Source organism: Nocardioides eburneus, from assembly GCF_040838215.1.
GTDB classification, from domain to species: Bacteria; Actinomycetota; Actinomycetes; order Propionibacteriales; family Nocardioidaceae; genus Nocardioides; species Nocardioides eburneus.
Genome location: NZ_JBFPJR010000018.1, coordinates 51,043 through 77,825 on the forward strand (window position 1 = coordinate 51,043; position 26,783 = coordinate 77,825).

Sequence of the window (26,783 nt, forward strand, 5' to 3'; positions counted from 1 at the left end):
GTTATGCTTCCCTGCATGACCCTCGAGTTCTTGTGGTACATCCCGAACACCGTTGAGCCCGGCCACCGCGGCGACACCAACGGCGCCGGCTGGGGGAGCCTGGACTACTCCACCGATCTCGCGCAGCGTTGCGAGGTCGCGGGCTGGAGCGGGGCGCTGCTCGGCACCGGCTGGGGGAGGCCGGACACGTTCACCCTGGCCACCTCCCTCGCGGCGCGCACCCAGTCCTTCAAGCCGCTGTGCGCCGTACGCCCCGGCTACTGGTCGCCGGCGCAGTTCGCGACCGCGGCGGCGACCCTCGACAGCCTCAGCCGCGGACGCCTCCTGGTCAACATCGTCAGCGGGCAGGACAACCCGGCGGCGTACGGCGACGCCGAGGTCGACCAGGCGACCCGCTACGCGCGCACGAGGGAGTTCATGCGGCTCGTCCGCCGGCTGTGGACCGAGGAGCGCGTCACGTTCAAGGGGGAGCACTACTGGGTCGAGGACGCCACCGTGGTGCCGCGGCCCTACGCGCTCTCGACCGCCGGCGGGGACCGCCTCCACCCGACGCTCTACTTCGGCGGCGCATCGCCGGCGGCCGAGGTCACCTCGGCCCACGAGGCCGACGTCCAGCTCTTCTGGGGCGAGCCGCTCGACGGCATCGCCGAGCGCATCGACCGGCTCAAGACGCTCGAGGCGCAGGCGGACCACCGGGTGAAGCCGCTCGAGTTCGGCCTGCGCATCACGACGCTCGTGCGGGACACGACCGAGGAGGCCTGGCGCGACGCGGAGGCGAAGGTCGAGCGGTTCGCCGACAACGCCGACATGTGGAAGGGCAACCGTCACAAGGGCAAGGCCGTCGGCCAGCAGCGGCTCCTCGACCTCCAGCAGCGTGGCGATGTCCTCGACAGCTGCCTCTACACCGTGCCGGGCAAGGTCGGCGGAGGCGGTGCGGGAACGACCTGGCTGGTGGGCTCGGCCGACGACGTGGCGCGGGCGTTGGCGGCGTACCACCACCTCGGCGTCAGCCACTTCATCCTCTCCGACACGCCCTACCGCGAGGAGATCGCCCGGGTCGGGACGTCGGTGATCCCCCGCCTGCGCGAGCTGGTCGGCGACGCCGTCACGGTGTAGGCGCTAGCTGCCGCATCCCTCCTTGGACCACAGCGCATACCCGACGAGCAGTGCGCGGTGGTCGGAGACCGCGGACGGGCGCACCTGCGCCTGGAGCGGCGTGAGCCAGGAGTTGTGGAGGAGGTAGTCGATGCGCAGGTGGTGGCGGCCTCCGTGGGTGGCTCCCGAACCGCTGCCGACCTCGGCCCAGCTGTCCCGCAGGAAACCACGCGCGACCCGCAGGACCTCCGTGGTCGGCGTGGCGTTGAAGTCGCCGCCGAGGATCACCGGATGGTCGGCGTCGGCGATCAGGTCACGGATCCGGGCGATCTGGACCCGGCGCGCCGCCGGAGAGGTGTTCTCCAGGTGGGTGTCATAGATGTCGACCTGCTGGCCGGCGACCGAGATCCGGGCGAGGAGCAGGCCGCGCTGCTGGGTGCCGGCGGGGCGGGGGAGCGGCGTGTTGCGGGTCGCGGTGATCGGGTAGCGGGAGAGCACGGCCGTGCCGTACTCCCCGACGGCGCCGTGCCGGACGTTCAGCCCGAACGTGGACGCCATGCCCAGGCGCTTCCCGAGGACCGCCGGGACGTCGAGATCGTCACTGCGCCGCCGGTGGCGGTCGATCTCCTGCAGGAGTACGACGTCGGGGCGGGCGGCCTTGATCTCGGCCACGATCCGGTCGAGGTCGAGGACGCGGGGGGAGGCGACCCGGACGCCGCCATGGATGTTGAACGTCATCACCGAGAGCGAGATCGGTGCGAGACAGCCGGGCAGCGTCGGCAGGGACGAGGGGTTGAGGGTCGGCCGGCCGGAGCCGCCGGGACGGCTCGGCGACGGCGAACCGGATTCGCCGGAGGGCGCGGGCGAGACGTGCGGGGTGGGACCGGGACCGGTCGGTGCGGTGGTCGGTGGCGTCGTGCGTGGGCCGTGCCCGACGGCGCCGAAGAGCACGATGGCGCCGATGAGGACGAGGACGCCGCCGAGCACGAGGGCAGGGGCCAGGTCGCGCCAGCGTACGCCGCGCAGCCGGTCCCTCCAGCCGCGCCGGTCACCCGGGCTCACGGGGCGGTCGCCGCCGAGGCCGGCAGCCGGTCGTCGACGTGGCCCGGACGGCCGACGTAGAGCACCAGCAGCAGTTGCGGGATCCCCAGCAGGGCCAGGGCGACCAGCGGCCACGTCCAGCCGCCGGTGGCAGCATGGAGGAGCCCGAATCCGAGCGGCCCGACCACCGCCAGGGTGTAGCCGCCGGCCTGCGTGACCGCGGAGAGGGCGGCCGTCACGTCGGGGAGCCGGGTCCGGAGGCCGATGAGCACCAGCGCGAGCGGGAAGGAGACCGTGCCCACGCCCAGAAGCAGCGCGCCCGGGATCGCGAGCGCGTGCGGAGCGACGAGCAGGCCGACGTAACCCAGCGGGAAGCAGCAGCTGACCCCAGCCATGATCGGCCGCGGGTCGCGGGCCCAGGCGGCGACCGCCGGGACGAAGAGGGAGAGCGGCACCGAGACGGCGGCGACCAGGCCGACGAGGAGCCCGGCCTGTCCGGCGGAGAAGCCGTGGTCACGCCAGAGCGTCGCGAACCAGCCGAAGACGGCGTACGACTGCAGCGCCTGGAGCCCGAAGAAGCCCGCCATCGCGAGGCCGAGCCGGGTGCGGGCGACGTCGATGAACCGGACCCGCTTGACCGGGGGCGGTGCCGCATGGTCATGGCGCACCAGCCCGAGCCACGGGAGCGCGGCGACGAGGGCGAGCACGCCCCACACGGCGAGACCGGTGCGCCAGCCGCCACGCGCGTGTGCGATCGGCACGGTGAGGACCAGGGCGAGGGTCATGCCGATCGCCTGCACCGTGGAGTAGAGGGCCGTGACCGGACCGAGGCCCCGCGGGAAGTGGCGTTTGACCAGCGAGGGCAGCAACACGTTCGCGACCGCCATCCCCGCCAACGCGAGCGCAGAGAGGCCGAGGAAGACCGCGTCGTCGGAGGCGAGCGCGCGAGAGAAGAGCCCGATGGCGATGGCGAAGAGTGCCAGCAGCGTCGCGCGGTGGATCCCGAAGAGGCGGGAGATGACCGGAGCGAGCGCGCCGAAGACCGCGAACGCCAACACGGGGAGCGTGGTGAGCACCGCCGCCGTGCCCGTGGACATGGTGAGACCGCGCCGAAGCTCCGGCAGCACCGGTCCCACGCTCACCGCTGCCGGTCGCAGGTTGAGCGCGAGCAGCAGGATCCCGGCGAGGAGGAAGGCGGCGGAGGTGGTACGGCGGTTCACTTCGCGCATCCTTGCATCCCGGTGGGCCCCGGCCGCGACGCGCCTCGCGGTTCCGGTCCACAACGTGACAGATGTCAGGCGCCGAGCTGCCGCGCTCGGTTGCGAATCGTGGTCACGTCGCACGGACAACTACCCTGCAGCCGTGCGTCAGCAGCCCGAACAGCAAGCCCCGCCGGTCCAGCGCCTGCGGATCCGCTACGCCAAGCGCGGACGGCTCCGGTTCACCAGCCACCGCGACTTCAGCCGGGTCTTCGAGCGGGCGGTCTCGCGGGCCCGCGTCCCCGTCGCGTTCTCGTCGGGCTTCAACCCGCACCCGCGTATCTCCTACGCCGGGGCGGCACCGACCGGCGCCGCGAGCGAGGCGGAGTACCTCGAGGTGGCGCTCCGTGAGACCGTCGACCCCGCCGAGGTGCTGGCCGCGCTCGACGAGGTGATGCCCGACGGGCTCGACCTGCTCGAGGTCGTCGACACCGAGGCCGCGCCGCCGGGGGCGCTCGCCGACCTGCTCCGGGCCAGCAGCTGGATCATCGACCTGCCCACTCCCGCCGCCGACGCCGCGACGGCGGTGGCCGCGTTCCTCGGCGCGTCCGAGGTGCTGGTCGAGCGCATGACGAAGAAGGGGCTGCGTGAGTTCGACTGCCGCGCGGCCGTCGTCGCGCTCTCGGCTGCCCCGCGTGAGGGTGGGTCGCGACTGGAGCTCGTCCTGCGGCACGGCACGCCCGCCGTACGCCCGGACGACGTCGTCGCGGGGTTGCAGAACGTCGCCGGGCTGAAGGTCGGCCCCGAACACGGCGGCCTGCCGCTCCTCACTCGGCTGGCCCAGGGACCGTTCGACGAGGCCTCCGGAACGATCGGTGATCCGCTCCACGCGATGCCTTGAGACTCCGCGTGGCGCGCGGATACCGGGGATCCCTGGGGGCGTGTGCGATACTCGCCACGTTCGGTCACCGTGCGGGCACCGTGTCCACATCGCGGCCGGATCGACGACGTTCTCGCCGTCCTGGTCTCCCCGGAGGCGTGGGTCGGCACAGTGGAGGACCAGGACGTCGCCAGACCGCGACGCGGCCAGGCAGGTCGGTGACAGCGATCCGCCCCGGAGATCCCGGAAGGCCAGCGACCGCGGCAGGCGACCGAGGGTGTTCCAGTGACGCACCGCGGAGAGGGTCGCCGCCCTGACAAGCTTTGCGCCGTGGATGCGGCCGCCCGAGCGGCACTTCCCGGCCAGTGACCGTCCGACCGCCTGAGTGCGGCGGACCGAGGAGTACGGCATGGCCGACGAGACCCCCGTCGACAGCACCACAGAGGGGAGCGCGGCGCCCGGCGCCGCGGAGGCTCCCGCCAAGCGGACGACCCGCAAGACCGCCGCCAAGAAGACGACGGCCACGAAGACCACGACCGCGAAGACTGCGGCCAAGAAGACCAGTACGGCGAAGACGGCCGCGAAGAAGACCACGACCGCGAAGTCGACCGCCAAGCGGACGACCAAGAAGGCGGCCGCCGCTCCGGTCGACGAGACGATCCCGGGCGTCGACGCGGTGGAGGCGCCGGCCGAGGCTCCCGCCGAGACCTCCGCTGAGACCCCCGCCGAGGCCCCGGTGACGTCGCCGGAGGCCCTCGAAGCCGCGGCCGAGAGCCCGGAGGCGTCGGCAGACGAGTCGGCGGCGGCGCCGGCCAAGCGGACCGCGAAGAAGGCCGCTGCGAAGAGGACGACGGCCAAGAAGGCCGCCGCGAAGAAGACCACGGCGGCGAAGACGACCGCGAAGCGCGCCACGAAGAAGGCCGCGGCGGCGCCCGAGGAGCAGCCGTCGGCCACGGAGGCCCCCACGGCGGAGCCGGCACCGGAGACATCCACCGAGACGCCCGCCGAGACACCGGCCGAGCAGAGCGCGGAGGAGAGCACCGAGGCCGCGGCCCCGTCGGCGACCGCCGTGCTCTTCCAGGCGCCGGCCGCCAAGAAGGCGACCCGCAAGCGCACGACCCGCAAGAAGGCGGAGCCGCCTGTCGAGCAGCCGGCTGAGGACGAGGCTCAGACCCCGGCCGCCGAAGGTGCCCCGGCCGCCGAGGAGGCGCCGCAGGCCGAGCCCACGGCGGAGAAGGCCGCCGAGGAGCCCGCCGAGGCGCAGACGGAGGAGGGCGCCGAGGAGTCCGGCGACGAGTCGGGCGGCGGTCGCCGCCGTCGGCGACGCGGTGGCCGCCGGCGCCGCAAGTCCGGTGGCGACACCCAGGACAACGGCGAGGATTCCGCGGACGACGCGGACTCCGGCGAGGCCGAGTCCGAGGACCGGACCGAGCAGGCTGACCCGGCTGACCAGGAGCAGGGCGAGGGGTCGGGCTCGTCGCGTCGTCGCCGGCGCCGTCGCCGCGCCGGCGAGGCGAACGGCGACGAGGACGACAACCCGCCCAACACCGTGACGAGGGTCCGCCAGGGCCGGTCCGCGGAGGACCAGATCACGGCGCTCTCCGGCTCGACCCGCCTCGAGGCCAAGAAGCAGCGTCGCCGTGAGGGGCGCGAGGCCGGCCGACGCCGCGCTCCGATCGTGAGCGAGGCGGAGTTCCTCGCCCGGCGTGAGTCCGTCGAGCGCGTCATGGTGATCCGCGAGCGGGAGGACCTCACCCAGATCGCGGTGCTCGAGGACAAGGTCCTCGTGGAGCACTACGTCGCCCGGGAGTCCCAGACGTCGCTGATCGGCAACGTCTACCTCGGCAGGGTGCAGAACGTCCTGCCGTCGATGGAGGCCGCCTTCATCGACATCGGCAAGGGCCGCAACGCGGTCCTCTACGCCGGCGAGGTCAACTGGGCCGCCCTCGGGTGGAAGGAGGGCCAGCCCCGCAAGATCGAGTCGGTCCTCACCTCCGGCCAGAAGGTCCTGGTCCAGGTCACGAAGGACCCGATCGGCCACAAGGGCGCCCGCCTGACCAGCCAGGTCAGTCTCGCCGGCCGCTTCCTCGTCTACGTGCCCGACGGCACCACGAGCGGCATCTCCCGCAAGCTGCCCGACACCGAGCGCAACCGGCTGAAGGCGCTCCTGAAGGAGATCGTCCCCGACAGCGCGGGCGTGATCGTGCGTACGGCGGCCGAGGGCGCCTCCGAGGACGAGCTGACCCGCGACGTCGAGCGGCTCAAGGCTCGCTGGGAGGACATCGAGAAGAAGGCCGGCGGCAATGGCCCGCAGTTGCTCTACGGCGAGCCCGACCTGACCCTCAAGGTCGTCCGCGACCTCTTCACCGAGGACTTCACCAAGCTCGTCATCCAGGGCGAGGACGCCTGGGAGACCGTCCAGGGGTACGTCTCCCACGTGGCGCCGGACCTCGAGGAGCGGCTCGAGCGCTACGAGTCCGAGAACGGGAAGGACGCCTTCGCGGCCTACCGCATCGACGAGCAGATCGCCAAGGGGCTCGACCGCAAGGTCTGGCTGCCGTCGGGTGGCTCGCTGATCATCGACCGCACCGAGGCGATGACGGTCATCGACGTCAACACCGGCAAGTTCACCGGCTCCGGGGGCAACCTGGAGGAGACCGTCACCAAGAACAACCTCGAGGCCGCGGAGGAGATCGTCCGCCAGCTTCGGCTGCGCGACATCGGCGGCATCATCGTCGTCGACTTCATCGACATGGTGCTCGAGTCCAACCGAGACCTCGTGCTGCGACGTCTGGTCGAGTGCCTCGGTCGCGACCGGACCCGTCACCAGGTCGCCGAGGTGACGTCGCTGGGTCTCGTCCAGATGACCCGCAAGCGGATCGGGACCGGCCTCCTCGAGGCGTTCTCCGAGACCTGCGAGCACTGCGCCGGCCGCGGCCTGATCGTCCACGATCACCCGATCGAGTCCGGCAAGGGCGGTGCCGCCGCAGGCCCGTCCTCCGACGAGCCGCGTCGTCGCCGTCGCGGCGGCCGCGGCAAGAGCGGCAACGGCGAGGGCGACAACGGCGGCGGCGCCGCCAGCAACGGCAGCAACGGCGCCAATGACACCCACGGCAACGCGGGTACGTCGACGGCCGAGGTCCCGAAGACGCCGACTCCCGCGGAGTTCGCGGCCATGGCGCGTCACGAGGAGAAGGCCGCCGCGGAAGCCGCCGAGGCGGCAGCCGCTGCCGAGTCCGCCGCGGCGGCTGTCCAGGCACCGGCCGCCGACGAGGCGGCCGTCACGCCGCTGGAGCCGGTGGCCGTCGCCGAGACGGAGACTGCGGCCGCGACGGAGCGGCCCGAGGCGCCGGCCGCCGTCAGCGCGCCGGCGGCGTCCGAGGAGCCGGTGGCCCCTGAGGAGCCCGTGGCCCCCGAGGAGCCGACGAAGCCGAAGGTCGTCACTCGGACCCGTCGTCGTGCGGCGAGCCGACCGGCGGGCTCGCCCGACCAGACGACGGCCGTGCAGCCGGTCGTGGTGGAGGCGGCCGCGGTCGTCGTACCCGCGTCGGAACCGGTCGCGACGCCGGAGCCGCCGAGGGTCATCACTCGGACGCGACGCGGCGCGAGCCGACCGGCCGGGGCGACCGTCTCCGAGCCGAGCGACTCGGCCGCCGAGGGGGCGATCCTGTCCGAGGTCACCGACGGCGACGAGCCGCACGTCGAGCACGTCCCGGTGAAGAAGAAGGGCGCCAAGAAGCGCTGACGTCGGCGCCGGCCTCGGCGTTTTGCGGTGCCAGCGAGGCGTTGCGTACTATTGACCGTCGGCGTGCGCAGCGCGTCATCTCTGCGGCACCCAGTCGTTCGGGCTCCTCGAGTCCTGGCCGGCCTCGGCACGCGCAGACCACAGTTCTTGCAGGACGTACCAGATGAAGGAGACCGCGGTGTACGCGATCGTGAAGGCTGGCAGCACCCAGCAGAAGGTTGCCGTCGGCGACGTCATCGAGATCGACCGCGTCGACGGCGAGGCCGGCTCCTCGGTGAGCCTGCCGGTCGTCCTCCTGGTCGACGGCGAGAAGGTCACCGCGACCGGTCTCGACAAGGCCAGCGTGAGTGCCGAGGTCGTCGGTGCCACCAAGGGCCCGAAGATCGTCATCCAGAAGTACAAGAACAAGACCGGCTACAAGAAGCGCCAGGGTCACCGCCAGAAGTACACCCAGGTCAAGGTCACCGCGATCACTGTCTGATTGACCGGGCGTGTCGCCCACCGGCCCCTGACATCGACACCAGGGCCAGGACCGCTTCGCGGCGGGGCGCACGCTGCCGGCCAACCAGCATCGGCTTACCGAGCGAACACTCAGAAGGACTGAAGAGATGGCACACAAGAAGGGTGCGGCGTCCACCAAGAACGGCCGCGACTCGAACTCCCAGCGCCTCGGCGTCAAGCGCTTCGGCGGCCAGCTGGTCAACGCCGGCGAGATCATCGTCCGCCAGCGTGGCACCCACTTCCACCCCGGTTCCGGTGTGGGCCGTGGCGGCGACGACACCCTGTTCGCGCTGCAGGCCGGTGCGGTCGAGTTCGGCACCCGCCGCGGTCGCCGCGTCGTCAACATCGTCCCGTCGGAGTGACTGACGCTCCGCACGCGACAAGAGCTTCCACCGAAGGGCGTCCCTACAATCGGGACGCCCTTCGGCATTTGACCCGCTGAGCCGACCGTCTGCGCCGACTCGACCGCAGCATCAACGCCGAGTCGGCACCCACGTACGCCGACTCGGCACCCAAGGAGATCTCATGGCTGTCCCCACCTTCGTCGACCGAGTGACGCTCCATGTGAGCGCCGGTCGGGGCGGTCACGGCGTCGCCTCCGTCCATCGGGAGAAGTTCAAGCCGCTCGGCGGTCCCGACGGCGGCAACGGCGGTCCCGGTGGCTCGGTGATCCTCCGGGTCGACCCCGACGTCACGACGTTGATCGACTACCACCACAGCCCGAAGCGGAAGGCCGGCAACGGCGGCCAGGGGGCCGGCGACCATCGCAACGGCGCCCACGGCGAGGACCTCGTGCTGCCGGTGCCGGACGGCACCGTCGTCACCGACATGCAGGGCAACGTGCTGGCCGACCTGGTCGGAGCCGGCAGCGAGCTCGTCGTCGCGCAGGGCGGCAGGGGTGGGCTCGGCAACGCCGCGCTGGCGTCCTCCAAGCGGAAGGCGCCGGGCTTCGCGCTGCTCGGCGAGCCCGGTGAGGACCGCGAGATCGGCCTCGAGCTCAAGGTCGTCGCCGACGTCGGGCTCGTCGGCTTCCCGAGCGCAGGGAAGTCCTCGCTCATCGCGGCGATCTCGCGGGCGCGGCCCAAGATCGCCGACTACCCGTTCACCACGCTCGTCCCCAACCTCGGCGTCGTCCGCGCCGGCGACACGACGTTCACGGTCGCGGACGTCCCGGGCCTCATCGAGGGGGCGAGCGACGGACGTGGACTCGGGCACGAGTTCCTCCGTCACATCGAGCGCTGCGCGGCGATCGTGCACGTCATCGACACGGCGTCGATCGAGCCGGGCCGCAACCCCCTCGACGACCTTGACATCATCGAGAACGAGCTGACCAGTCACGGCGGCCTGGAGGACCGGCCGCGGCTGGTCGCGCTCAACAAGGTCGACGTCCCCGACGGCCGTGACATCGCCGAGATGACCATCGACGAGCTGCGCGAGCGGGGACTGCGCGTCTTCCCGCTCTCCGCCGCCTCCGGCGAGGGCACCCGCGAGCTGGTCTTCGCCATGGCCGAGATTGTCGCCGCCTCCCGCACCGCGCGTCCGGAGGTGACCCCGACCCGGATCGTCCTCCGCCCGCAGGGCGCCGACGGCGGCGCCGAGTTCACCGTCACGCCGACCGACGACGGCTACGTCGTCCGTGGCGAGAAGCCCGAGCGCTGGGTGCGACAGACCGACTTCGCCAACGAGGAGGCGGTCGGCTATCTCGCCGACCGGCTCAACCGGCTCGGGATCGAGGATCGACTCATGGAGCTCGGCGCCGAGGAGGGCGACACCGTCATCATCGGCGACCCGCACGCCGGGGACAGTGGCGCGGTCGTCTTCGACTTCCGGCCCTCGATCGAGGCCGGCGCCGAGATGCTCGGCCGCCGCGGCGAGGACCAGCGCTTCACCGAGGACCGTCCGGCCGCGCAGCGGCGCCGGGCGATCCAGGAGGCGATGGAGGAGCGCGCCGAGGGCGAGACCCGTGCCGACGTCGCGCGACGCCTGGACCTCGGCGACACCGGCCCGACGTCGTACGAGATCGGCTCCGCCGACGACCCCGACTGGCTCGCGGACGACCCGGGCGCCGACCACGACGAGGACCGCGAGCGCTGATGGGGCGTGAGCAGGTCCTCGGGGCCCGGCGCGTCGTCGTCAAGGTCGGCTCGTCGTCGTTGACGACCGCGGCCGGCGGCATCGATCCGGACCGGGTGAGCGCCCTGGTCGACGTGGTGGCCGCGGCCCGCGCACGCGGCGCGGAGGTCGTGCTCGTGTCGTCCGGGGCGATCGCCGCCGGGCTGGCGCCGCTCGGGCTCAGCCGTCGTCCGCGTCAGCTGGCCGCACAGCAGGCCGCCGCCTCGGTAGGACAGGGCCTGCTGATCCACCGCTACACCGAGGAGCTGGCCCGGCACGACCTCATCGCCGCTCAGGTCCTGCTCACGGTCGACGACGTGACCCGGCGGTCGCACTACCGCAACGCGACCTCGACGTTCACCGAGCTGCTCGCCCGGGGCGTGCTGCCGATCGTCAACGAGAACGACACCGTGGCGACGAGCGAGATCCGCTTCGGCGACAACGACCGTCTCGCCGCGCTCGTGGCCCATCTCGTGCACGCCGACCTGCTGGTGCTCCTCAGCGATGTCGACGGCTTGTACGACGCGCCCCCGAGCGACCCCTCGGCCGCCCTCGTCCCCGAGGTGCGGGCCATGAGCGAGCTCGCCGACGTGGCGATCGGGAAGGCGGGTGCCGCCGGCGTCGGCACGGGCGGCATGGTCACCAAGATCGAGGCCGCCCGGATCGCGGTCGAGGCGGGCATCCCGGTGGTCCTCACCTCCGCGGCCCGGGCCGCGGAGGCGCTCGACGGTGACGAGGTCGGCACCCTCTTCCACGCCACCGGCCGGCGCCGCCCCTCGCGGCTGCTGTGGCTCGAACACGCCACCGAGCCGCTCGGCGCGGTCACACTCGACACCGGTGCGGTCCGTGCCCTCGTCGACCGGCACGCCTCGCTGCTGGCCGCCGGGATCACCGGCGCCACCGGTTCCTTCCACGCCGGCGACCCGGTGGACCTCGTCGGCCCGGACGGAGTGGCGGTCGCGCGTGGGCTGGTGAACTTCGACGCCGACGAGATCCCGCAGCTCGTCGGTCGGAGCTCACCCGAGCTCGAGGCCGAGCTGGGGCCGGCGTACGCCCGGGAGGTCGTCCACCGCGACGACATGGTGATCCTCTGAGGGGCACGGTCCGGGTGATCGCCTGGGCCGTCGGACTGGCTTGCGGGGTGCCGGCGGCGACGAGCTGAGCGTGGGGTCGCCCAGGTGAACATCGGGCGAAGAACTGCCCGGCGCCCTTTACGGCCGGACCGGACCGGCGACACCGTTCCGGTGTGAACGCGGAGACACTCACGCTCGTGCTCGTCGTCGTGACGGCACTCGGGTTCGACTTCACCAACGGCTTCCACGACACCGGGAACGCCATGGCGACGTCCATCGCGACCGGCGCGCTCGGGCCCCGGCTGGCGGTCATCCTCTCGGCGGCCCTCAACCTCGTCGGCGCCTTCCTCTCCGTCGAGGTGGCCCTGACGGTGACCAACGCCGTCATCACGGTGCAGGACGCCGACGGCGCGCCGAAGCCGGAGCTCGTGGAGGGCGGCGGTCATGCGCTGCTCCTGATCGTGCTCGCGGGACTTGTCGGCGGCATCGTCTGGAACCTGCTGACCTGGCTGCTCGGGCTCCCGTCGAGCTCCTCCCATGCGCTGTTCGGCGGCCTCATCGGTGCCGCGATCGCCGGCCTCGGCATGTCCGGGGTGAACTGGAACGGCGACGGGAGCAAGCTCGACGGCGTCGTCGGCAAGGTGATCCTGCCGGCGCTGATGTCACCCGTCATCGCCGCGGTCGTCGCCGGGATCGGCACCTGGGTGATCTACCGGCTCGTCGTCGGGGTCGCCGCGCGATTCACCGAGAACGGCTTCCGCTGGGGTCAGATCGGCACCGCGTCGCTGGTGAGTCTCGCCCACGGCACCAACGACGCCCAGAAGACCATGGGGGTCATCACCCTCGCGCTCATCGCCAGCGGCCACTGGAGCCACACCGACGCGATCCCGCTGTGGGTGAAGGTCGTCTGCGCGCTGGCGATCGCGCTCGGCACCTGGATCGGGGGATGGCGCATCATCCGCACCCTCGGCAAGGGCCTCGTCGAGATCGACTCACCCCAGGGGATGGCCGCCGAGGCGTCCTCGGCTGCCGTGATCCTGGCCAGCAGCCACCTCGGGTTCGCGCTCTCGACCACCCACGTGGCCACCGGCTCGATCCTCGGGACCGGTCTGGGTCGGCCCGGCGCCGAGGTCCGCTGGGGGATCGCGGGCCGGATGGTGGTCGCGTGGGTCATCACGCTCCCGGCGGCCGCGGTCGTCGGCGGACTCATGTGGGAGATCGGGCACGTCTGCGGCACCACCGCGGGACCGATCATCGTCTTCCTCGTCCTGCTCGGCCTGGCCGGGTGGATGTACGCCCGCTCGCGGATGAACGCGGTCGGTGCCCACAATGTCAACGACGAGTGGCAGGGCACGCCGTCGGCGACCCTGCCCGCCCCGAAGGGAGTCGCGGCGTGATCGACAACCTGCAGTTCGCCCTCGAGGGGGCCTGGAAGGTCCTCCTCGCCGGTCTCGTGCTCGGCGCCGGCCTCCCGGCGGTCTTCGCCGTCGGCATCCGCTCGCTCGCCTTCGGCCGCGGTGGCAGCGCCGAGGTCGACGAGCAGGCCGCGCCCCATCCGATCGGGAAGGTGCTCGCCGGACTCTGCTTCCTGGTCGTGGCCTACGGCGTCGTCGCCGGCATCCTCATCGTGGTCGTGAGCGGCATGGGCAAGGAGATCTCCTTCGACCACGTCTGGCCGCAGATCTCGGAGAAGTCGTGATGAGCGGCGAGTCGCCCGTCGGCCGGATCCTCGACTGGCTGCGCGCGGGCTACCCGGACGGCATCCCGCCGAACGACTACCCGCCCGTCCTCGGTGTCCTGCACCGACGGCTCACCGAGCGCGACATCGAGCAGATCGCCGACGAGCTCGCACTCTGGTCGGTCTCGAACGGCGATGTGCCGGTGAGCGCCGACGACGTCCGCGCGATGGTGCGGGAGAAGGCCTTCCAGCGGTGTGCGCCGGCGGATCTCGCCCGGGTCTCCGCCCATCTCGCCGCCGGCGGCTGGCCGCTCGCGTCCGACATCTCCTGACGGTGCGCCCGGTCAGTCTCCGACGGCCTCGATCCCGCGGCGGACGATGAGCGGGTCCGGCGTACCGACGATCTCGGGGTCCTTCTCCGCGTAGTCGTGCAGGGCGAGGAAGTGTCGCATCGCGTTGATCCGGGCACGCTTCTTGTCGTTGCTGCGCACGGTGGTCCACGGCGCCCACGCGGTGTCGGTACGCCGGATCATGGCCTCCTTGGCGGCCGTGTAGTCGTCCCACTTGTCGAGCGACTCGACGTCGATGGGGGAGAGCTTCCACTGCCGGACCGGGTCGATCTGTCGGATGATGAAGCGGGTCCGCTGCTCGGAGCGCGTGACCGAGAACCAGAACTTCGTGAGCGTGATGCCGCTCTCGACGAGCATCCGCTCGAAGAGTGGCGCCTGGGTCATGTACTGCTCGTACTCCTCGTCGGAGCAGAAGCCCATGACCCGCTCGACGCCGGCGCGGTTATACCACGACCGGTCGAAGAGCACGATCTCCCCAGCGGTCGGCAGGTGCTGGACGTAGCGCTGGAAGTACCACTGCCGCGCCTCGCGGTCGCTCGGCTTCGTGAGAGCGACGGTGCGCGCGTAGCGCGGGTTCATGTGCTCCATGAACCGCTTGATCGTGCCGCCCTTGCCGGCGGCGTCGCGGCCTTCGAAGAGGATGACGTGACGGCCGCCGGTCTGCTCGTTCCAACGCTGGAACTTGAGCAGCTCGACCTGGAGCAGGTACTTCTGCTCGTCGTACTCCCGGCGGGCCATCCGCTCGTCGTAGGGATAGCTCTCCCGCCAGGTGTCGACCGCCCGTCCGGCGGGGTCGAGGAGCACGGGATCGTCGTCGTGGTCCTCGCCGATGGTGTGGCCGTCGATGACGAGATGGTCGATGAAGGCACGCAGGTCCCAGGACATGGGCCAGACGCTAGGGAGCCCGGTTGAACGGGGGGTAACGGTGAGGGAGCGCCCGGTGGCGCGTCCATCCGCGGTCGGCGGTTGTTCGTGACTCGGCGCGGCGCCGTACATTGGACGTCGATGACTTCTCGCACCGTCTATCTCGACCACGCCGCGACCACGCCGATGGTGCCCGCGGCGATCGAGGCGATGACGAAGGAGCTGGCCGAGGTCGGCAACGCGAGCTCGCTGCACGCGTCGGGCCGGCGGGCCCGCCGGGTGGTGGAGGAGTCGCGCGAGACGATCGCGCAGTCGATCGGCTGCCGCCCCGGCGAGGTGGTGTTCACCTCCGGCGGGACCGAGGCGGACAACCTCGCGCTCAAGGGCGTGTTCTGGTCGCGTCGGGCCGCCGACCCGCGGCGGGTCCGGATCCTGACCTCCGCCGTCGAGCACCACGCGGTCCTCGACTCGCTCCACTGGCTCGCTCAGCCTGATAGGCGGGGCAGCGAGGGCGCTCAGGTCGAGCTCCTCCCCGTCGACGAGGCCGGCCGGCTCCGGGTCGACGCGCTCCGGGAGGCGGTCGAGCGCGACCCCGGCTCGGTGGCGCTGGTCTCGCTCATGTGGGCCAACAACGAGGTCGGCACGCTGCAGCCGGTCGAGGACGTCGTCGAGATCGCGCACGCGCACGGCATCCCGGTCCACACCGATGCCGTCCAGGCCGTCGGCGCGGTCCCGGTCGACTTCGCGGCGAGCGGTGTCGACGCTCTCTCGCTCACGGGCCACAAGGTCGGGGGTCCGGTGGGTGCCGGGGCGCTCGTCGTACGCCGCGAGCTCGAGGTCACCGCGCTCGTCCACGGCGGTGGGCAGGAGCGCGACATTCGCAGCGGCACCAGTGCCACGCCGGCCATCGCCGGTTTCGCGGCGGCGGTCGAGCTGGGTGTCAAGCTCCAGCCGGAGTACGCCGCCCGGGTCGGTGACCTGCGTCGACGGCTCGTCGAGGGCGTGCTGCGCGCGGTCCCGGACGCCGTCCTCAACGGCGCCGCGATCGACCCGCCCGCGGCCCACCGCCTCCCCGGCAACGCCCACTTCGGCTTCCCCGGCTGTGAGGGCGACTCGCTGCTCATGCTGCTCGATGCCCGGGGGATCGAGTGCTCGACCGGCTCGGCCTGCTCGGCCGGCGTACCCCAGGCCTCCCACGTGCTGCTCGCCATGGGGCAGGACGACGAGACGGCCCGCAGCTCGCTGCGGTTCTCGCTCGGCCACAACTCCACCGAGACCGACGTCGACGCGCTCGTGGACGCGATCGGTGCGTGCGTCGAGCGCGCCCGCGCTGCCGGAGCGACCCGATGACCCGTCCTCTCCGGGTCGTCGCCGCGATGTCCGGGGGCGTGGACTCGGCCGTCGCCGCCGCCCGCGCGAAGGAGGCCGGCCACGACGTCACCGGTGTCCACCTCGCGCTCTCGCGCAACCCGGCGTCCTATCGCACCGGCGCGCGCGGCTGCTGCACCATCGAGGACGCCAACGACGCGCGTCGCGCCGCCGATGTGATCGGCATCCCGTTCTATGTCTGGGATCTCTCCGACCGCTTCCATGAGGACGTCGTCGAGGACTTCATGGGGGAGTACGCCGCCGGCCGGACACCCAACCCGTGCCTGCGGTGCAACGAGAAGATCAAGTTCGCCGCGGTCCTCGACCGTGCCCTGGCGCTGGGCTTCGACGCGGTCGCGACCGGCCACTACGCCCGGCTGCGGACCGGCGACGACGGTCTCGTCGAGCTCCACCGCGCCATCGACGGCGGCAAGGACCAGAGCTATGTCCTCGGCGTGCTCGACCAGGCCCAACTGCGCCACTCGCTCTTCCCGCTCGGCGACACGCCGAAGCCCGAGGTGCGTCGCGAGGCCGCCGCGCGCGGCCTGCTCGTCGCGGACAAGCCCGACAGCCACGACATCTGCTTCGTCGCCGACGGTGACAACGCCGGCTGGCTGCGCGAGAAGCTCGGCGACCGGGCGCCCAACCAGGGCGGCGCGATCGTCGACGAGTCCGGCGAGGTCCTCGGCCGTCACCAGGGCACCTACGCCTTCACGATCGGCCAGCGCAAGGGCCTCCGCCTGGGCCGGCCGGCCCCCGACGGGCGACCACGTTTCGTGCTCGACATCGAGCCGGTCTCCGGCACGGTCACGGTCGGTCCGCGTGAGCATCTCGCTGTCGACGGGCTCACCGGCATCCGTCCGCGCTGGTGCGGGACGGTGCCCGGCACGCTCGACGGCCCCGGGGTGACCGTCCAGCTCCGCGCTCACGGAGAGGAGCACCGGGCGGTCGTGCGGGTGACGGGCGAGAAAAGCGCCCAGACCGTCGAGATCGACCTCCTCGACCCGGCGTACGGCATCGCGCCCGGCCAGGCCGCGGTGGTGTACGACGGCGGCCGGGTCGTCGGCTCGGCGACGATCTCGGCCACGCGGCGGGCGGCGGTGAGCGCCCGGTGACGGTCGCCACCGGGATCGGCTCGCTGCCGGGGGAGGACTACCGCGAAGCGGTGAAGCAGGTGCTCGGCGAGCTGCCCGACCTGCCGCATGTCCCCGAGCTCCCGGCGCGGGGCGCGATCGCCTCGATGACGGGCCGCACGCTCGCGGTCGTGGAGGGGCTCGACGCCGACCTGCAGCCCGCGGGATGGCGGCTGACCGGGACGTCGGGCGCGCCGGCCCTCGACCACCGCCGCGCCCGGTCGCTGCTCGCCCAGGACCTCGACGCCGTCGAGGAGCTCACCCAGGGCTACGAAGGCCCCTTCAAACTGCAGGTCGCCGGGCCGTGGACCCTGTCCGCCACCGTGGAGCGGCCACGCGGTGACCGCGTCCTGGCCGACCACGGCGCCCGCCGCGAGCTCGCCCAAGCGCTCGCCGAGGGCGTGTCCGCCCACGTCCAGGACGTGCGTCGGCGGCTCCCCGGTGCGGGCCGGCTCATCGTCCAGGTCGACGAGCCGGCGCTGCCCGCCGTCCTCGGCGGGAAGGTGCCGACTGCCTCCGGCTACGGCCGACACCGGTCGGTCGAGCCGCCCGAGGCCTCTCAGGCGCTTGCGTGGGTGCTCGACGCCGTCGCCGACGCTGGGGCGGAGCCGTGGGTGCACTCCTGCGCTCCCGGGACACCGCTGGATCTGCTCCTGGGCGCGGGGGCGCGCGGCCTCTCCGTCGACCTGGGTGTCCTGGACGCGACGGGCACGGACCACCTCGCCGAGGCGCTCGAGGCGGAGCCCGAGGTCACGGTCGCCCTCGGCGTCGTACCCTCCCTCCCGCCCGACGAGCCGCCGACCGACAAGGCGGTCACCGAGCGGGTGCTGCGCTGGCTGGACATGGTCGGACTCGCGCCCGAGGAGGTCGGCGACCGCCTGGTCGTCGCGCCCGCCTGCGGGCTGGCCGGGGCGAGCCCGGGCTGGGCCCGCGAGGCGATGCGGCTCGCGGGCGTCGTCGCCGCCAACCTCGGTTGAGTCCCGAACCCGCCGTCACCCGGGACTCGGCGGTGATGGGGGACCGCGGCCGTGGGTACGGGGTGGCTGACCCCAGCAGCGAAGGAGGAGTCGTGCCCCACCTGACCGGCAAACAGGTCGCCATCATCGCCGGCGACTACTTCGAGGAGCCGGAGCTCCTCGTGCCCCGCGACGCCCTGCGTGAGAGCGGCGCCGACGTGAAGGTCTACAGCGTCGACGGCCAGCCGATCCAGGCGACGCAGGGTGATGTGAACCCGACCCAGAAGGTCGACGTCGACGGCACCTTCGACGACGTCGACCCCGCCGCGATCGACGCGCTCGTGGTCCCCGGCGGGTCGGTCAACGCCGACCATCTCCGGATGGACGAGAAGGCGCAGGCTCTCCTGCGCGCCGTCGACGACGCCGGCAAACCGCTGGCCATCATCTGTCATGGGCCGTGGCTGCTGGTCTCGGCCGGCAAGGCGAGCGGACGCCGCGTCACGAGCTGGCCGAGCCTCGCCGACGACCTGCGCAACGCGGGCGCGGACTGGGTGGACGAGGAGGTCGTCGTCGACGGCAACCTCATCACCAGCCGGAAGCCCGACGATCTCGACGCCTTCGTCGGGGCCATCGGGAACGCCCTCGTGGGCGCCGAGGTCTGACGACCCGGCCCCCGGATGGCGAACGTGGCCGCTCCCGTCCGGGAGCGGCCACGTCGCTTGCGGGAGTACGCCGCCGGCGTACTGCTGCCGATCAGTCGGCCGGCACGGTCTCCGGAGCGACGAGGTCGTCGCCGAGCTCGTCCTCGACCGTGTCGGGGGCCCGGTCGGCCGGGTTGTCGGTGGCGAGCTCGGTGTGCTTGACGTTGAGCAGCAGCCAGATGAGGGCCGAAGCGACGAGCATCATGACCGAGCCCACGACGAACGCGTGTGTCGCGCCCTCGGTGAAGGTCGCCTGGAAGGTCGAGCCCTCGAGCAGGCTCATGCTCGAGCCGGGGACGGTCGCGGTCGGGCTCTGACCGGCCTGCTGGATCCCCTGCGCGAGGGCGGGGCCGACCTCGGCGCCACGCTGGTTGATGAAATGCAGCGCGACCGTGCTGAGCGTTGCGAGCCCGAGGGCGCCACCGACCTGCTGCATCGTGTTGAGCACCCCCGAGCCGATCCCGGAGTCCTCCGCCCGCACGTGGTGGACGGCGGTGAGCGTCATGGACACGAAGGTCATGCCCATGCCGATCGCCATCGTGACGATGAACGGGAAGATGTGGGCCCAGTAGTTCAGGCCGGTTCCGGCCGTCTCGTTCCTGGCCAGGTGCGCCAGCACCGAGCCGGGGGAGTCGTCGATGGAGATCCGGGAGAACATGAAGAGCGAGAACGCCGCCAGCAGCGTGCCCGTCCCGGCCAGGAACCGCGGGTCGATCCGGGCCACGAGCTTGGAGGCGGTCGTGGCGCCGATGACGATGCCGAAGGAGAACGGCAGGAACGCGAACCCGGCGTGGAGCGGGCTGTAGCCGACGATCTGCTGGATGAAGAGGCTCAGGTAGTAGAACATCGCGAACATGGCCGCCGGGGCGATCATCATCGCCGCGAAACTCACCGCACGGGTGCGGTTGGCGAAGATCCGGATCGGTAGCAGCGGGTGCTCCACCCGGGACTCGACCACGGCGAAGACCACGAGCAGGACAACCCCGGCGACGAGCGCGCCGATCGTCTGGCCGGAGCCCCAGCCATACGCCGCCTCGCCGGCGCGGTTGAGGCCGAAGACGATCCCCATCAGCCCGAGCGTGCCGGTGATGGCGCCCGGGATGTCGAGCCAGCCGCGGTGACGCTGGGACTCGGCGAGGAACCTCGGCGCGAGCGCTGCGGCGACCAGGCCGATCGGCACGTTGATGAGGAAGGTCAGCCGCCAGCCGTCGATGGAGGCGCCGAAGACGCTGTCGAGGCCGGTCAGCCAGCCGCCGAGGATCAGGCCGACGGCCGCGCCGGCGCCCGACATGGCGGCGTACACCGCGAAGGCGCGGTTGCGGGCGGGACCGGCCGGGAAGGTCGTCGTGATCAGCGCGAGCGCTGCCGGAGAGGCCATCGCGGCGCCGAAGCCCTGCAGGCCTCGGGCGGCCAGCAGCAGGCCCTCGTTCTGGGCGAGGCCGCCGGCGAGGGAGGCGATCGCGAAGACGGCGAGGCCGACCATGAAGATGCGGCGGCGGCCGTAGAGGTCGCCGAGGCGCCCGCCGAGCAGGAGCAGCCCGCCGAAGGCGAGCGCGTAGCCGGTGACGATCCACGTCAGGTCGGCCTGGCCGATGTGGAGATCCTGCCCGATGTAGGGCAGGGCGATGTTGGCGATGGTCGCGTCGAGCACCACCATCAGCTGAGCGATGTTGATGAGCACGAGCGCCCAGCCGAGGTGGCGTGGGCCCGTGCCGGCCGCCCGTGCGGGCGGGCCGGCCTTGTCGAGTGTGGTCATGTCAGTCCTTGGTCTCGGATCCGATCTGGGATTCAGCGGGAGCTCCGCGGACGGCGACGGCAGGCAGGATCACCTGGTCGACGACGCGACGGATGAGGTCGGTGGTCGAGGTCTCGCCCAGCAGGAAGATCTGGTGCAGGACGATCCCCGGCAGCGCAGGGACGATGACGTCGAGATCGGCGTCGGGACGGATCTCGCCGCGCTCGCGGGCGCGCTCGAAGATCGCCATGTTGAGGTCGGCCTTGGGGCAGATGAAGTCGCGTCGGAAGACCTCGGCGAACTCGGCGTCACGCGTGATCGCGGTGACGACGCTGCCGAGGACGGCGATCTGGCGGGCGTCGGTGAGTCCGCCCATGCCGCAGAACGTCGCGAGCAGGTCGCCGCGCAGCGACCCCGTGTCGGCGGGGGCGGACGGCTCCTTCTGGGCCAGCAGCGCGTCGATGACGAGGTTGGCCTTCGTCCTCCAGCGGCGGTAGAGCGTGGCCTTGGAGACGCGGGCGCGGCTGGCGACCGCGTCCATCGTGAGCCGGTCATAGCCCGACTCCGCGAGCACGTCGAGAGTCGTGGTGAGAATCTCGAGCTCGCGGTCGCCCTCGATGCGCGGGCGATGGAGCCCGGGCAACTGGCTGGGTCGGATCACTGGCTTCCTCCAAGGGATGGAACGAAACTGTTTCGTTTCATCCAAGACATGGTGCGGCGGATCTGTTCCCGGTTCCGCTCTTTTTCCGGATTGGTCTAGACCGGTTGGGGCGTGCGAGGCTCGAGGTGCCTCTGCGGTGGAGCGATCGTGGCAGGCATGGCGGACAGGATCGGTCCGCAGCGACGACGGCGCCCCCGCCGGGCCCGCGCGGAACTGTCCGTGCCGCACGGCAAGATGGACCCATGACCGATGCGACCGTCGAGCCCAGTGCCCCGCCCGCCGAGGCGCGGGTGAGCCACCAGCAGCTCGCCGAGGAGATCGAGGAGGCGCGCTACCGCTACTACGTCCTCGACAGCCCGACGCTCTCGGACGCCGACTTCGACGCCAAGATGCGTGAGCTCGAGGCGCTGGAGGAGCGCTATCCCGAGCTGCGCACCCCCGACAGCCCGACCCAGAAGGTCGGCGGCGCGGTCTCCACCGAGTTCACGGCGGTCGACCATCTCCGGCCGATGGAGAGCCTCGACAACGTCTTCTCCGCAGACGAGCTGACGGCGTGGCACGCCCGACTCGCTCGCGATGGTGCGGGCGGGTCGCCTCTGCTGTGCGAGCTCAAGGTGGACGGCCTTGCGATCAACCTGCTCTACGAGAAGGGCCGGCTGGTCCGCGCGCTGACCCGTGGCGACGGCCGCACCGGCGAGGACGTCACGCCCAACGTCAAGACCATCAGCACCATCCCGCATGCCCTGACCGGCACGGATGAGTTCCCGGTGCCGGACCTGGTGGAGGTCCGCGGCGAGATCTTCCTCTCGGTCGAGGCGTTCGATCGGCTCAACGAGTCCCTGGTCGCCGGGGGCAAGGCGCCCTTCGCCAACCCGCGCAACTCCGCCGCGGGCTCGCTGCGCCAGAAGGACCCGCGGGTCACCGCCCGCCGCGAGCTCGGCATGGTCTGCCACGGGATCGGCGCCCGGGAGGGCTTCGAGCCGGCCAGCCAGTCCCACGCCTACGACGCGCTCAAGGCGTGGGGCCTGCCGACCAGCACACGGACGCGCGTGGTGGCGACGCTCGAGGAGGTGCAGGACTACATCGCCTACTACGGCGAGCACCGCCACGACGTCAGCGAGCACGAGATCGACGGGGTCGTCATCAAGGTCGACGACGTCGACATGCAGCGTCGGCTCGGCTCCACCAGCCGGGCGCCCCGCTGGGCGATCGCCTATAAATACCCGCCCGAGGAGGTCAACACCCGGCTCCTCGCGATCGAGGTCGGCATCGGGCGGACGGGACGCGCGACGCCGTACGCCGTCATGGAGCCGACCAAGGTCGCCGGCTCGACCGTCCGCCAGGCGACGCTGCACAACCAGGACGTCGTCAAGGCGAAGGGCGTGCGCATCGGCGACATCGTCGTGCTGCGCAAGGCGGGCGACGTCATCCCCGAGATCGTCGGGCCGGTGGCGGCGGCCGCCGACGACGGATACCCGCGACAGGACTTCGTGATGCCGCGGGAGTGCCCCGAGTGCGGGACGCCGCTGCGACCGATGAAGGAGGGCGACGTCGACCTGCGCTGCCCCAACGCGCGCTCCTGCCCGGCGCAGGTCCGTGGCCGGGTGGAGCACATCGGCTCGCGCGGCGCCCTTGACATCGACGCGCTCGGCGAGGTGACGGCGGCCGCGCTCACGCAGCCGGAGGTGCCCGAGGAGCCGCCGCTCCACACCGAGGCGAGCCTCTTCGACCTCACCATGGAGCAGCTCCTGCCGATCGAGGTGGTCGTGCGCGACGCCGAGACGGGGATGCCGAAGGTCGACGACGGCGGTGTCGCCAAGCGGCGCACGCCGTTCCGCAAGAAGCGGACCTACACCAAGAAGCGCCGGGCCGAGGCAGAGGCGGCGGGGGAGGCCCTGCCGGAGTGGGAGCCGACCGAGCAGGCCAAGACGCTCCTCAAGGAGCTCGAGAAGGCGAAGACGAAGGACCTGTGGCGCCAGCTCGTCGCGCTCAACATCCGCCACGTCGGGCCGGTCGCGGCCCGCGCGCTCGCCGGTTGGTTCGGGTCCCTCGAGGCGATCCGTGCTGCCAGTCCTGAGGAGCTGGCGGCGGTGGAGGGGGTCGGCCCCGTCATCGGGGCCGAGGTGGTCGCGTGGTTCGAGGTCGACTGGCACCGTGAGATCGTCGAGACGTGGCAGCGCGCCGGCGTCCGCTTCGCCACCCCGGGCCACCCGGGGCCCCGGGCGATGGCGGAGCAGGCGGAGGCCGGCGGCGGTGAGACGGGGCCGCTGGCGGGGCTGACCGTCGTCGTGACCGGCTCGCTGACCGGCTACAGCCGCGACGGCGCGAAGGAGGCGATCCTCGCCGCCGGCGGCAAGGCATCCGGCTCGGTGTCGAAGAAGACCGACTATGTCGTCGTCGGCGACAACGCGGGCTCGAAGGCGGCGAAGGCCGAGGAGCTCGGCATCCCGATCCTCGACGAGGATCAGTTCACCAGCCTGCTCGAGGGTGGTCCCGACGCGCTGTCCTAGGAGGTTTCTGACAGCGACCTCGGGTCCTCAGACGTGCGTGCCGCGTCTGAGGACCCGAGGTCGAGGATCACGGGCCGGCGGGAGGCGAGGAGCGTCGGCCACCTAGGATGAGCGCATGCCAGAAATCAGCCGAGACGAGGTCGCCCACCTGGCCGACCTCGCCCGGATCGACCTCGACGACGCCGAGCTGGACCACCTGGCGCCCCAGTTGCAGGTGATCCTCGAGTCGGTCGCGTCCATCCAGGGGCTGGCCGGCGACGACGTGCCGCCGACCTCCCACCCGTTCCCGATCACCAACGTCTTCCGTGACGACGTGATCCAGCCGAGCCTGACGCCCGCCGAGGCGCTCGCGGGCGCGCCCGCGGTGGAGCAGCAGCGGTTCGCCGTGCCGAGGATCCTGGGGGACGAGCAGTGAGCGACCTGACCCGGAAGACCGCCGCCGAGCTGGCTGACCTCCTGGCCGCGGGCGAGGTCACCTCCGTCGAGCTGACCCAGGCCCACCTCGACCGCATCGCCGCGGTCGACGGTGGCGAGAACGGCGTGCACGCCTTCCTCCACGTCGACGCCGAGGGCGCTCTGGCCGCGGCCCGCGAGTCCGACGCCCGGCGCGCCGCCGGCGCGCCGCTGCACCCGCTCGACGGCGTCCCCGTCGCCGTGAAGGACGTCCTCACCACCCGGGGCCTGCCGACCACGTGCGGCAGCCGGATCCTGGAGGGCTGGGTTCCGCCGTACGACGCCACCGTGGTCGCGAAGCTGAAGGCGGCCGGCCTCCCCATCCTCGGCAAGACCAACATGGACGAGTTCGCGATGGGGTCCTCGACGGAGCACTCGGCCTACGGCCCGACGCGCAACCCGTGGGACCTCGACCGGATCCCCGGCGGCTCCGGTGGCGGCTCGGCCGCGGCCGTCGCCGCCTTCGAGGCGCCGCTCGCGATCGGCACCGACACCGGCGGCTCGATCCGTCAGCCGGGCGCCGTGACCGGCACCGTCGGCGTGAAGCCGACCTACGGCTCGGTGAGCCGCTACGGCCTCGTGGCGCTCGCCAACAGCCTCGACCAGGCCGGCCCGGTGACCCGGACCGTGCTCGACTCCGCGCTGCTGCACGAGCTCATCGGAGGCCACGATGACAAGGACTCCACCTCCGTTCCGGAGCCGGTGACCGGGCTCGTCGAGGCGGCCCGCCAGGGTGCGTCCCGCGACCTCTCCGGTCTGCGCGTCGGTGTCATCACCGAGCTCGCGGGGGAGGGTTGGCAGCCGGGGGTCATGGCCCGCTTCCAGGAGTCGGTCGACCAGCTGGTGAAGATGGGCGCCGAGGTCGTCGAGGTCTCCTGCCCGTCCTTCGTCCACGCGATGGCGGCCTACTACCTCATCCTGCCGGCGGAGGCGTCCTCCAACCTCGCGAAGTTCGACGCCATGCGCTACGGCCTGCGGGTCAACCCTGAGGGCGTCGCCGCTCCGAGCGCCGAGGAGGTCATGAAGGCGACCCGCGACGCCGGCTTCGGTGACGAGGTCAAGCGCCGCATCATCCTCGGCACCTACGCGCTGTCGTCGGGCTACTACGACGCCTACTACGGCCAGGCCCAGAAGATCCGCACGCTCATCATCCGTGACTTCGAGAAGGCCTTCGAGGCGGTCGACGTCCTCGTCTCGCCCACGGCGCCGACCACGGCGTTCAAGCTGGGGGAGAAGCTCGACGACCCGCTCGCGATGTATCTCAACGACCTCGCCACGATCCCGGCCAACCTCGCCGGTGTCCCCGGCATCTCGGTGCCGGCCGGGCTCGCCGAGGAGGACGGTCTGCCGGTCGGGCTGCAGATCCTGGCTCCGGCGCTCGCCGACGACCGGCTCTACCGGGTCGGCGCGGCCGCCGAGGCCGCTCTCACCGAGCAGTGGGGTGGCCCGCTGCTCACCAAGGCTCCCGTGCTGGAGGGTGCGCGATGACCGACACGCTGGTTCCGTTCGACGAGGTGCTGACGAAGTACGACCCGGCGATGGGCCTGGAGGTCCACGTCGAGCTCAACACGAGCACCAAGATGTTCTGCGGCTGCCCGACGGCCTTCGGCGCGGAGCCGAACACCCAGGTCTGCCCGACCTGTCTCGGCCTGCCGGGCGCCATGCCGGTCGTCAACGGCAAGGCCGTCGAGTCGGCGATCCGGATCGGGTTGGCGCTCAACTGCCAGATCGCAGAGTGGTGCCGGTTCGCCCGGAAGAACTACTTCTACCCGGACATGCCGAAGAACTTCCAGACGTCGCAGTACGACGAGCCGATCTGCTTCGAGGGTTGGCTCGATGTCACCGTGCCCGATGGAGAGGGCGAGGGTGAGACCTTCCGGGTGGAGATCGAGCGCGCCCATATGGAGGAGGACACGGGGAAGACCACCCACATCGGTGGTGCCACCGGTCGGATCCAGGGCGCGGAGTACTCCCTCGTCGACTACAACCGCGCGGGCATCCCGCTCATCGAGATCGTCACCAAGCCGATCGTCGGGGCCGGCGAGAAGGCGCCGCTCGTGGCGCGCGCCTACGTCGCGGCCCTGCGCGAGATCCTGCTCGGGCTGGGCGTCTCCGACGTACGCATGGACCAGGGATCGATGCGCTGCGACGTGAACCTCTCGCTCTCCCCGAAGGGGAGTGGCATCCTCGGCACCCGCACCGAGACCAAGAACGTCAACTCGCTGCGCTCGGTCGAGCGGGCGGTCCGTTTCGAGATGTCGCGCCACGCCGGCATCCTCGATGCGGGCGGCTCGGTGCTGCAGGAGACGCGTCACTTCCACGAGGACACCGGCACCACCTCCTCGGGCCGGGAGAAGTCCGACGCGGAGGACTACCGCTACTTCCCCGAGCCCGACCTCGTGCCGGTCGCGCCGTCGCGGGAGTGGGTCGAGGAGCTGCGCGCGACGCTGCCCGAGCCCCCGGCCGTGCGGCGATCCCGGCTGCAGCAGGAGTGGGGCTTCTCCGACCTGGAGATGCGCGACACCGTGGGTGCCGGCGCTCTCGGCCTCGTGGAGCAGACCATCGCCCAGGGCGCTGCGCCGCAGGCCGCCCGCAAGTGGTGGCTCGGTGAGCTGGCCCGCTCGGCCAACGAGAGCGGGGTCGAGCTGAGCGAGCTCCCGGTCGGTCCGGCGGAGGTCGCGGAGGTCCAGAAGCTCGTCGACGCCGGGACGCTCAACGACAAGCTGGC

23 protein-coding genes are annotated in these 26,783 nt (G+C 72.0%); 18 read left to right on the forward strand and 5 right to left on the reverse strand.

What is annotated here, in order from left to right; translation table 11 throughout:
* The first annotated feature begins 15 nt into the window (after nt 1–15).
* Entirely contained in the window at nt 16–1,116 is a 1,101-nt protein-coding gene (locus tag AB3X52_RS11695) for an LLM class flavin-dependent oxidoreductase (RefSeq protein ID WP_367994251.1), read from the forward strand.
* A 3-nt stretch (nt 1,117–1,119) separates the two neighbouring features.
* Here the strand turns inward: AB3X52_RS11695 and AB3X52_RS11700 are convergent, their stop codons facing one another.
* Nucleotides 1,120–2,157, reverse strand: coding sequence for an endonuclease/exonuclease/phosphatase family protein (locus tag AB3X52_RS11700; protein WP_367994252.1), 1,038 nt, complete (start codon nt 2,155–2,157; stop codon nt 1,120–1,122).
* Entirely contained in the window at nt 2,154–3,356 is a 1,203-nt protein-coding gene (locus AB3X52_RS11705; protein ID WP_367994253.1) for an MFS transporter, read from the reverse strand. The genes AB3X52_RS11700 and AB3X52_RS11705 overlap by 4 nt, the downstream gene beginning before the upstream one ends.
* Nucleotides 3,357–3,498: 142 nt before the next feature.
* Here AB3X52_RS11705 and AB3X52_RS11710 point away from each other — a divergent pair, with 142 nt between their 5' ends.
* The 9 genes from AB3X52_RS11710 to AB3X52_RS11750 all read left to right on the forward strand — a co-directional run bounded on the left by AB3X52_RS11710 (nt 3,499) and on the right by AB3X52_RS11750 (nt 13,656).
* Nucleotides 3,499–4,236, forward strand: coding sequence for a TIGR03936 family radical SAM-associated protein (locus AB3X52_RS11710; RefSeq protein ID WP_367994254.1), 738 nt, complete (start codon nt 3,499–3,501; stop codon nt 4,234–4,236).
* A gap of 388 nt (nt 4,237–4,624) precedes the next feature.
* Entirely contained in the window at nt 4,625–7,960 is a 3,336-nt protein-coding gene (locus AB3X52_RS11715) for an Rne/Rng family ribonuclease (protein ID WP_367994255.1), read from the forward strand.
* A 178-nt stretch (nt 7,961–8,138) separates the two neighbouring features.
* Nucleotides 8,139–8,441 (forward strand): 50S ribosomal protein L21, encoded by a 303-nt coding sequence (gene rplU, locus AB3X52_RS11720; RefSeq protein ID WP_367994275.1) that lies wholly within the window; start codon nt 8,139–8,141, stop codon nt 8,439–8,441.
* 127 nt (nt 8,442–8,568) lie between these two features.
* Entirely contained in the window at nt 8,569–8,823 is a 255-nt protein-coding gene (rpmA, locus tag AB3X52_RS11725) for a 50S ribosomal protein L27 (protein WP_367994256.1), read from the forward strand.
* A gap of 163 nt (nt 8,824–8,986) precedes the next feature.
* Nucleotides 8,987–10,555, forward strand: coding sequence for a GTPase ObgE (gene obgE, locus AB3X52_RS11730; RefSeq protein WP_367994257.1), 1,569 nt, complete (start codon nt 8,987–8,989; stop codon nt 10,553–10,555).
* Entirely contained in the window at nt 10,555–11,667 is a 1,113-nt protein-coding gene (proB, locus tag AB3X52_RS11735; protein ID WP_367994258.1) for a glutamate 5-kinase, read from the forward strand. The genes obgE and proB overlap by 1 nt, the downstream gene beginning before the upstream one ends.
* A 152-nt stretch (nt 11,668–11,819) precedes the next feature.
* Nucleotides 11,820–13,043 carry an inorganic phosphate transporter gene (locus AB3X52_RS11740; protein WP_367994259.1) on the forward strand — a complete coding sequence of 408 codons (1,224 nt, stop codon included), beginning with the start codon at nt 11,820–11,822 and terminating at the stop codon, nt 13,041–13,043.
* A complete protein-coding gene (locus AB3X52_RS11745; RefSeq protein ID WP_367994260.1) occupies nt 13,040–13,345 on the forward strand; it encodes a hypothetical protein in 306 nt (101 codons plus the stop codon). The genes AB3X52_RS11740 and AB3X52_RS11745 overlap by 4 nt, the downstream gene beginning before the upstream one ends.
* Entirely contained in the window at nt 13,345–13,656 is a 312-nt protein-coding gene (locus tag AB3X52_RS11750; RefSeq protein ID WP_367994261.1) for a DUF3349 domain-containing protein, read from the forward strand. Before AB3X52_RS11745 ends, AB3X52_RS11750 begins: the two co-directional genes overlap by 1 nt.
* 12 nt (nt 13,657–13,668) lie before the next feature.
* Here AB3X52_RS11750 and ppk2 read toward each other — a convergent pair whose 3' ends face one another.
* A complete protein-coding gene (ppk2, locus tag AB3X52_RS11755) occupies nt 13,669–14,559 on the reverse strand; it encodes a polyphosphate kinase 2 (protein WP_367994262.1) in 891 nt (296 codons plus the stop codon).
* 120 nt (nt 14,560–14,679) lie between these two features.
* Here ppk2 and AB3X52_RS11760 point away from each other — a divergent pair, with 120 nt between their 5' ends.
* The 4 genes from AB3X52_RS11760 to AB3X52_RS11775 all read left to right on the forward strand — a co-directional run bounded on the left by AB3X52_RS11760 (nt 14,680) and on the right by AB3X52_RS11775 (nt 18,657).
* On the forward strand, nt 14,680–15,888 hold the full coding sequence (locus tag AB3X52_RS11760) for a cysteine desulfurase family protein (protein WP_367994263.1): 1,209 nt from the start codon (nt 14,680–14,682) through the stop codon (nt 15,886–15,888).
* Nucleotides 15,885–17,021 (forward strand): tRNA 2-thiouridine(34) synthase MnmA, encoded by a 1,137-nt coding sequence (gene mnmA, locus AB3X52_RS11765; protein WP_367994264.1) that lies wholly within the window; start codon nt 15,885–15,887, stop codon nt 17,019–17,021. Before AB3X52_RS11760 ends, mnmA begins: the two co-directional genes overlap by 4 nt.
* Nucleotides 17,018–18,016 (forward strand): uroporphyrinogen decarboxylase/cobalamine-independent methonine synthase family protein, encoded by a 999-nt coding sequence (locus AB3X52_RS11770; protein WP_367994265.1) that lies wholly within the window; start codon nt 17,018–17,020, stop codon nt 18,014–18,016. Before mnmA ends, AB3X52_RS11770 begins: the two co-directional genes overlap by 4 nt.
* 92 nt (nt 18,017–18,108) lie before the next feature.
* Nucleotides 18,109–18,657 (forward strand): type 1 glutamine amidotransferase domain-containing protein, encoded by a 549-nt coding sequence (locus AB3X52_RS11775; RefSeq protein ID WP_367994266.1) that lies wholly within the window; start codon nt 18,109–18,111, stop codon nt 18,655–18,657.
* Between the two features lie 91 nt (nt 18,658–18,748).
* Here AB3X52_RS11775 and AB3X52_RS11780 read toward each other — a convergent pair whose 3' ends face one another.
* Together AB3X52_RS11780 and AB3X52_RS11785 are read right to left on the reverse strand one after the other, a co-directional pair.
* Complete coding sequence (locus AB3X52_RS11780; protein ID WP_367994267.1) at nt 18,749–20,452, reverse strand: MFS transporter; 1,704 nt, start codon at nt 20,450–20,452, stop codon at nt 18,749–18,751.
* A 1-nt stretch (nt 20,453) separates the two neighbouring features.
* A complete protein-coding gene (locus AB3X52_RS11785; RefSeq protein WP_367994268.1) occupies nt 20,454–21,092 on the reverse strand; it encodes a TetR/AcrR family transcriptional regulator in 639 nt (212 codons plus the stop codon).
* Between the two features lie 242 nt (nt 21,093–21,334).
* Between AB3X52_RS11785 and ligA the strand changes: the two genes are divergently transcribed.
* The 4 genes from ligA to gatB all read left to right on the forward strand — a co-directional run.
* On the forward strand, nt 21,335–23,602 hold the full coding sequence (gene ligA / locus AB3X52_RS11790; RefSeq protein WP_367994269.1) for an NAD-dependent DNA ligase LigA: 2,268 nt from the start codon (nt 21,335–21,337) through the stop codon (nt 23,600–23,602).
* A gap of 115 nt (nt 23,603–23,717) precedes the next feature.
* Nucleotides 23,718–24,017, forward strand: a complete 300-nt coding sequence (gene gatC, locus AB3X52_RS11795; RefSeq protein WP_367994270.1) for an Asp-tRNA(Asn)/Glu-tRNA(Gln) amidotransferase subunit GatC — start codon at nt 23,718–23,720, stop codon at nt 24,015–24,017.
* The gene (gene gatA / locus AB3X52_RS11800) at nt 24,014–25,543 is read left to right on the forward strand and encodes an Asp-tRNA(Asn)/Glu-tRNA(Gln) amidotransferase subunit GatA (RefSeq protein ID WP_367994271.1); all 1,530 of its coding nucleotides are present in this window, start codon (nt 24,014–24,016) and stop codon (nt 25,541–25,543) included. Before gatC ends, gatA begins: the two co-directional genes overlap by 4 nt.
* The coding region (gene gatB, locus AB3X52_RS11805) for an Asp-tRNA(Asn)/Glu-tRNA(Gln) amidotransferase subunit GatB (RefSeq protein ID WP_367994272.1) at nt 25,540–26,783 on the forward strand (1,244 nt) is incomplete at its 3' end. The genes gatA and gatB, both read left to right, overlap by 4 nt.

Bases quoted from the DNA above. Each gene is read 5' to 3' on its own strand.
- AB3X52_RS11695 (WP_367994251.1), top strand. From the start codon at position 16: ATGACCCTCGAGTTCTTGTGGTACATCCCGAACACCGTTGAGCCCGGC.
- AB3X52_RS11715 (WP_367994255.1), top strand. From the start codon at position 4,625: ATGGCCGACGAGACCCCCGTCGACAGCACCACAGAGGGGAGCGCGGCG.
- rpmA (WP_367994256.1), top strand. From the start codon at position 8,569: ATGGCACACAAGAAGGGTGCGGCGTCCACCAAGAACGGCCGCGACTCG.
- obgE (WP_367994257.1), top strand. From the start codon at position 8,987: ATGGCTGTCCCCACCTTCGTCGACCGAGTGACGCTCCATGTGAGCGCC.
- proB (WP_367994258.1), top strand. From the start codon at position 10,555: ATGGGGCGTGAGCAGGTCCTCGGGGCCCGGCGCGTCGTCGTCAAGGTC.
- AB3X52_RS11750 (WP_367994261.1), top strand. From the start codon at position 13,345: ATGAGCGGCGAGTCGCCCGTCGGCCGGATCCTCGACTGGCTGCGCGCG.
- ppk2 (WP_367994262.1), bottom strand. From the start codon at position 14,559: ATGTCCTGGGACCTGCGTGCCTTCATCGACCATCTCGTCATCGACGGC.
- AB3X52_RS11760 (WP_367994263.1), top strand. From the start codon at position 14,680: ATGACTTCTCGCACCGTCTATCTCGACCACGCCGCGACCACGCCGATG.
- mnmA (WP_367994264.1), top strand. From the start codon at position 15,885: ATGACCCGTCCTCTCCGGGTCGTCGCCGCGATGTCCGGGGGCGTGGAC.
- AB3X52_RS11780 (WP_367994267.1), bottom strand. From the start codon at position 20,452: ATGACCACACTCGACAAGGCCGGCCCGCCCGCACGGGCGGCCGGCACG.
- ligA (WP_367994269.1), top strand. From the start codon at position 21,335: ATGACCGATGCGACCGTCGAGCCCAGTGCCCCGCCCGCCGAGGCGCGG.
- gatC (WP_367994270.1), top strand. From the start codon at position 23,718: ATGCCAGAAATCAGCCGAGACGAGGTCGCCCACCTGGCCGACCTCGCC.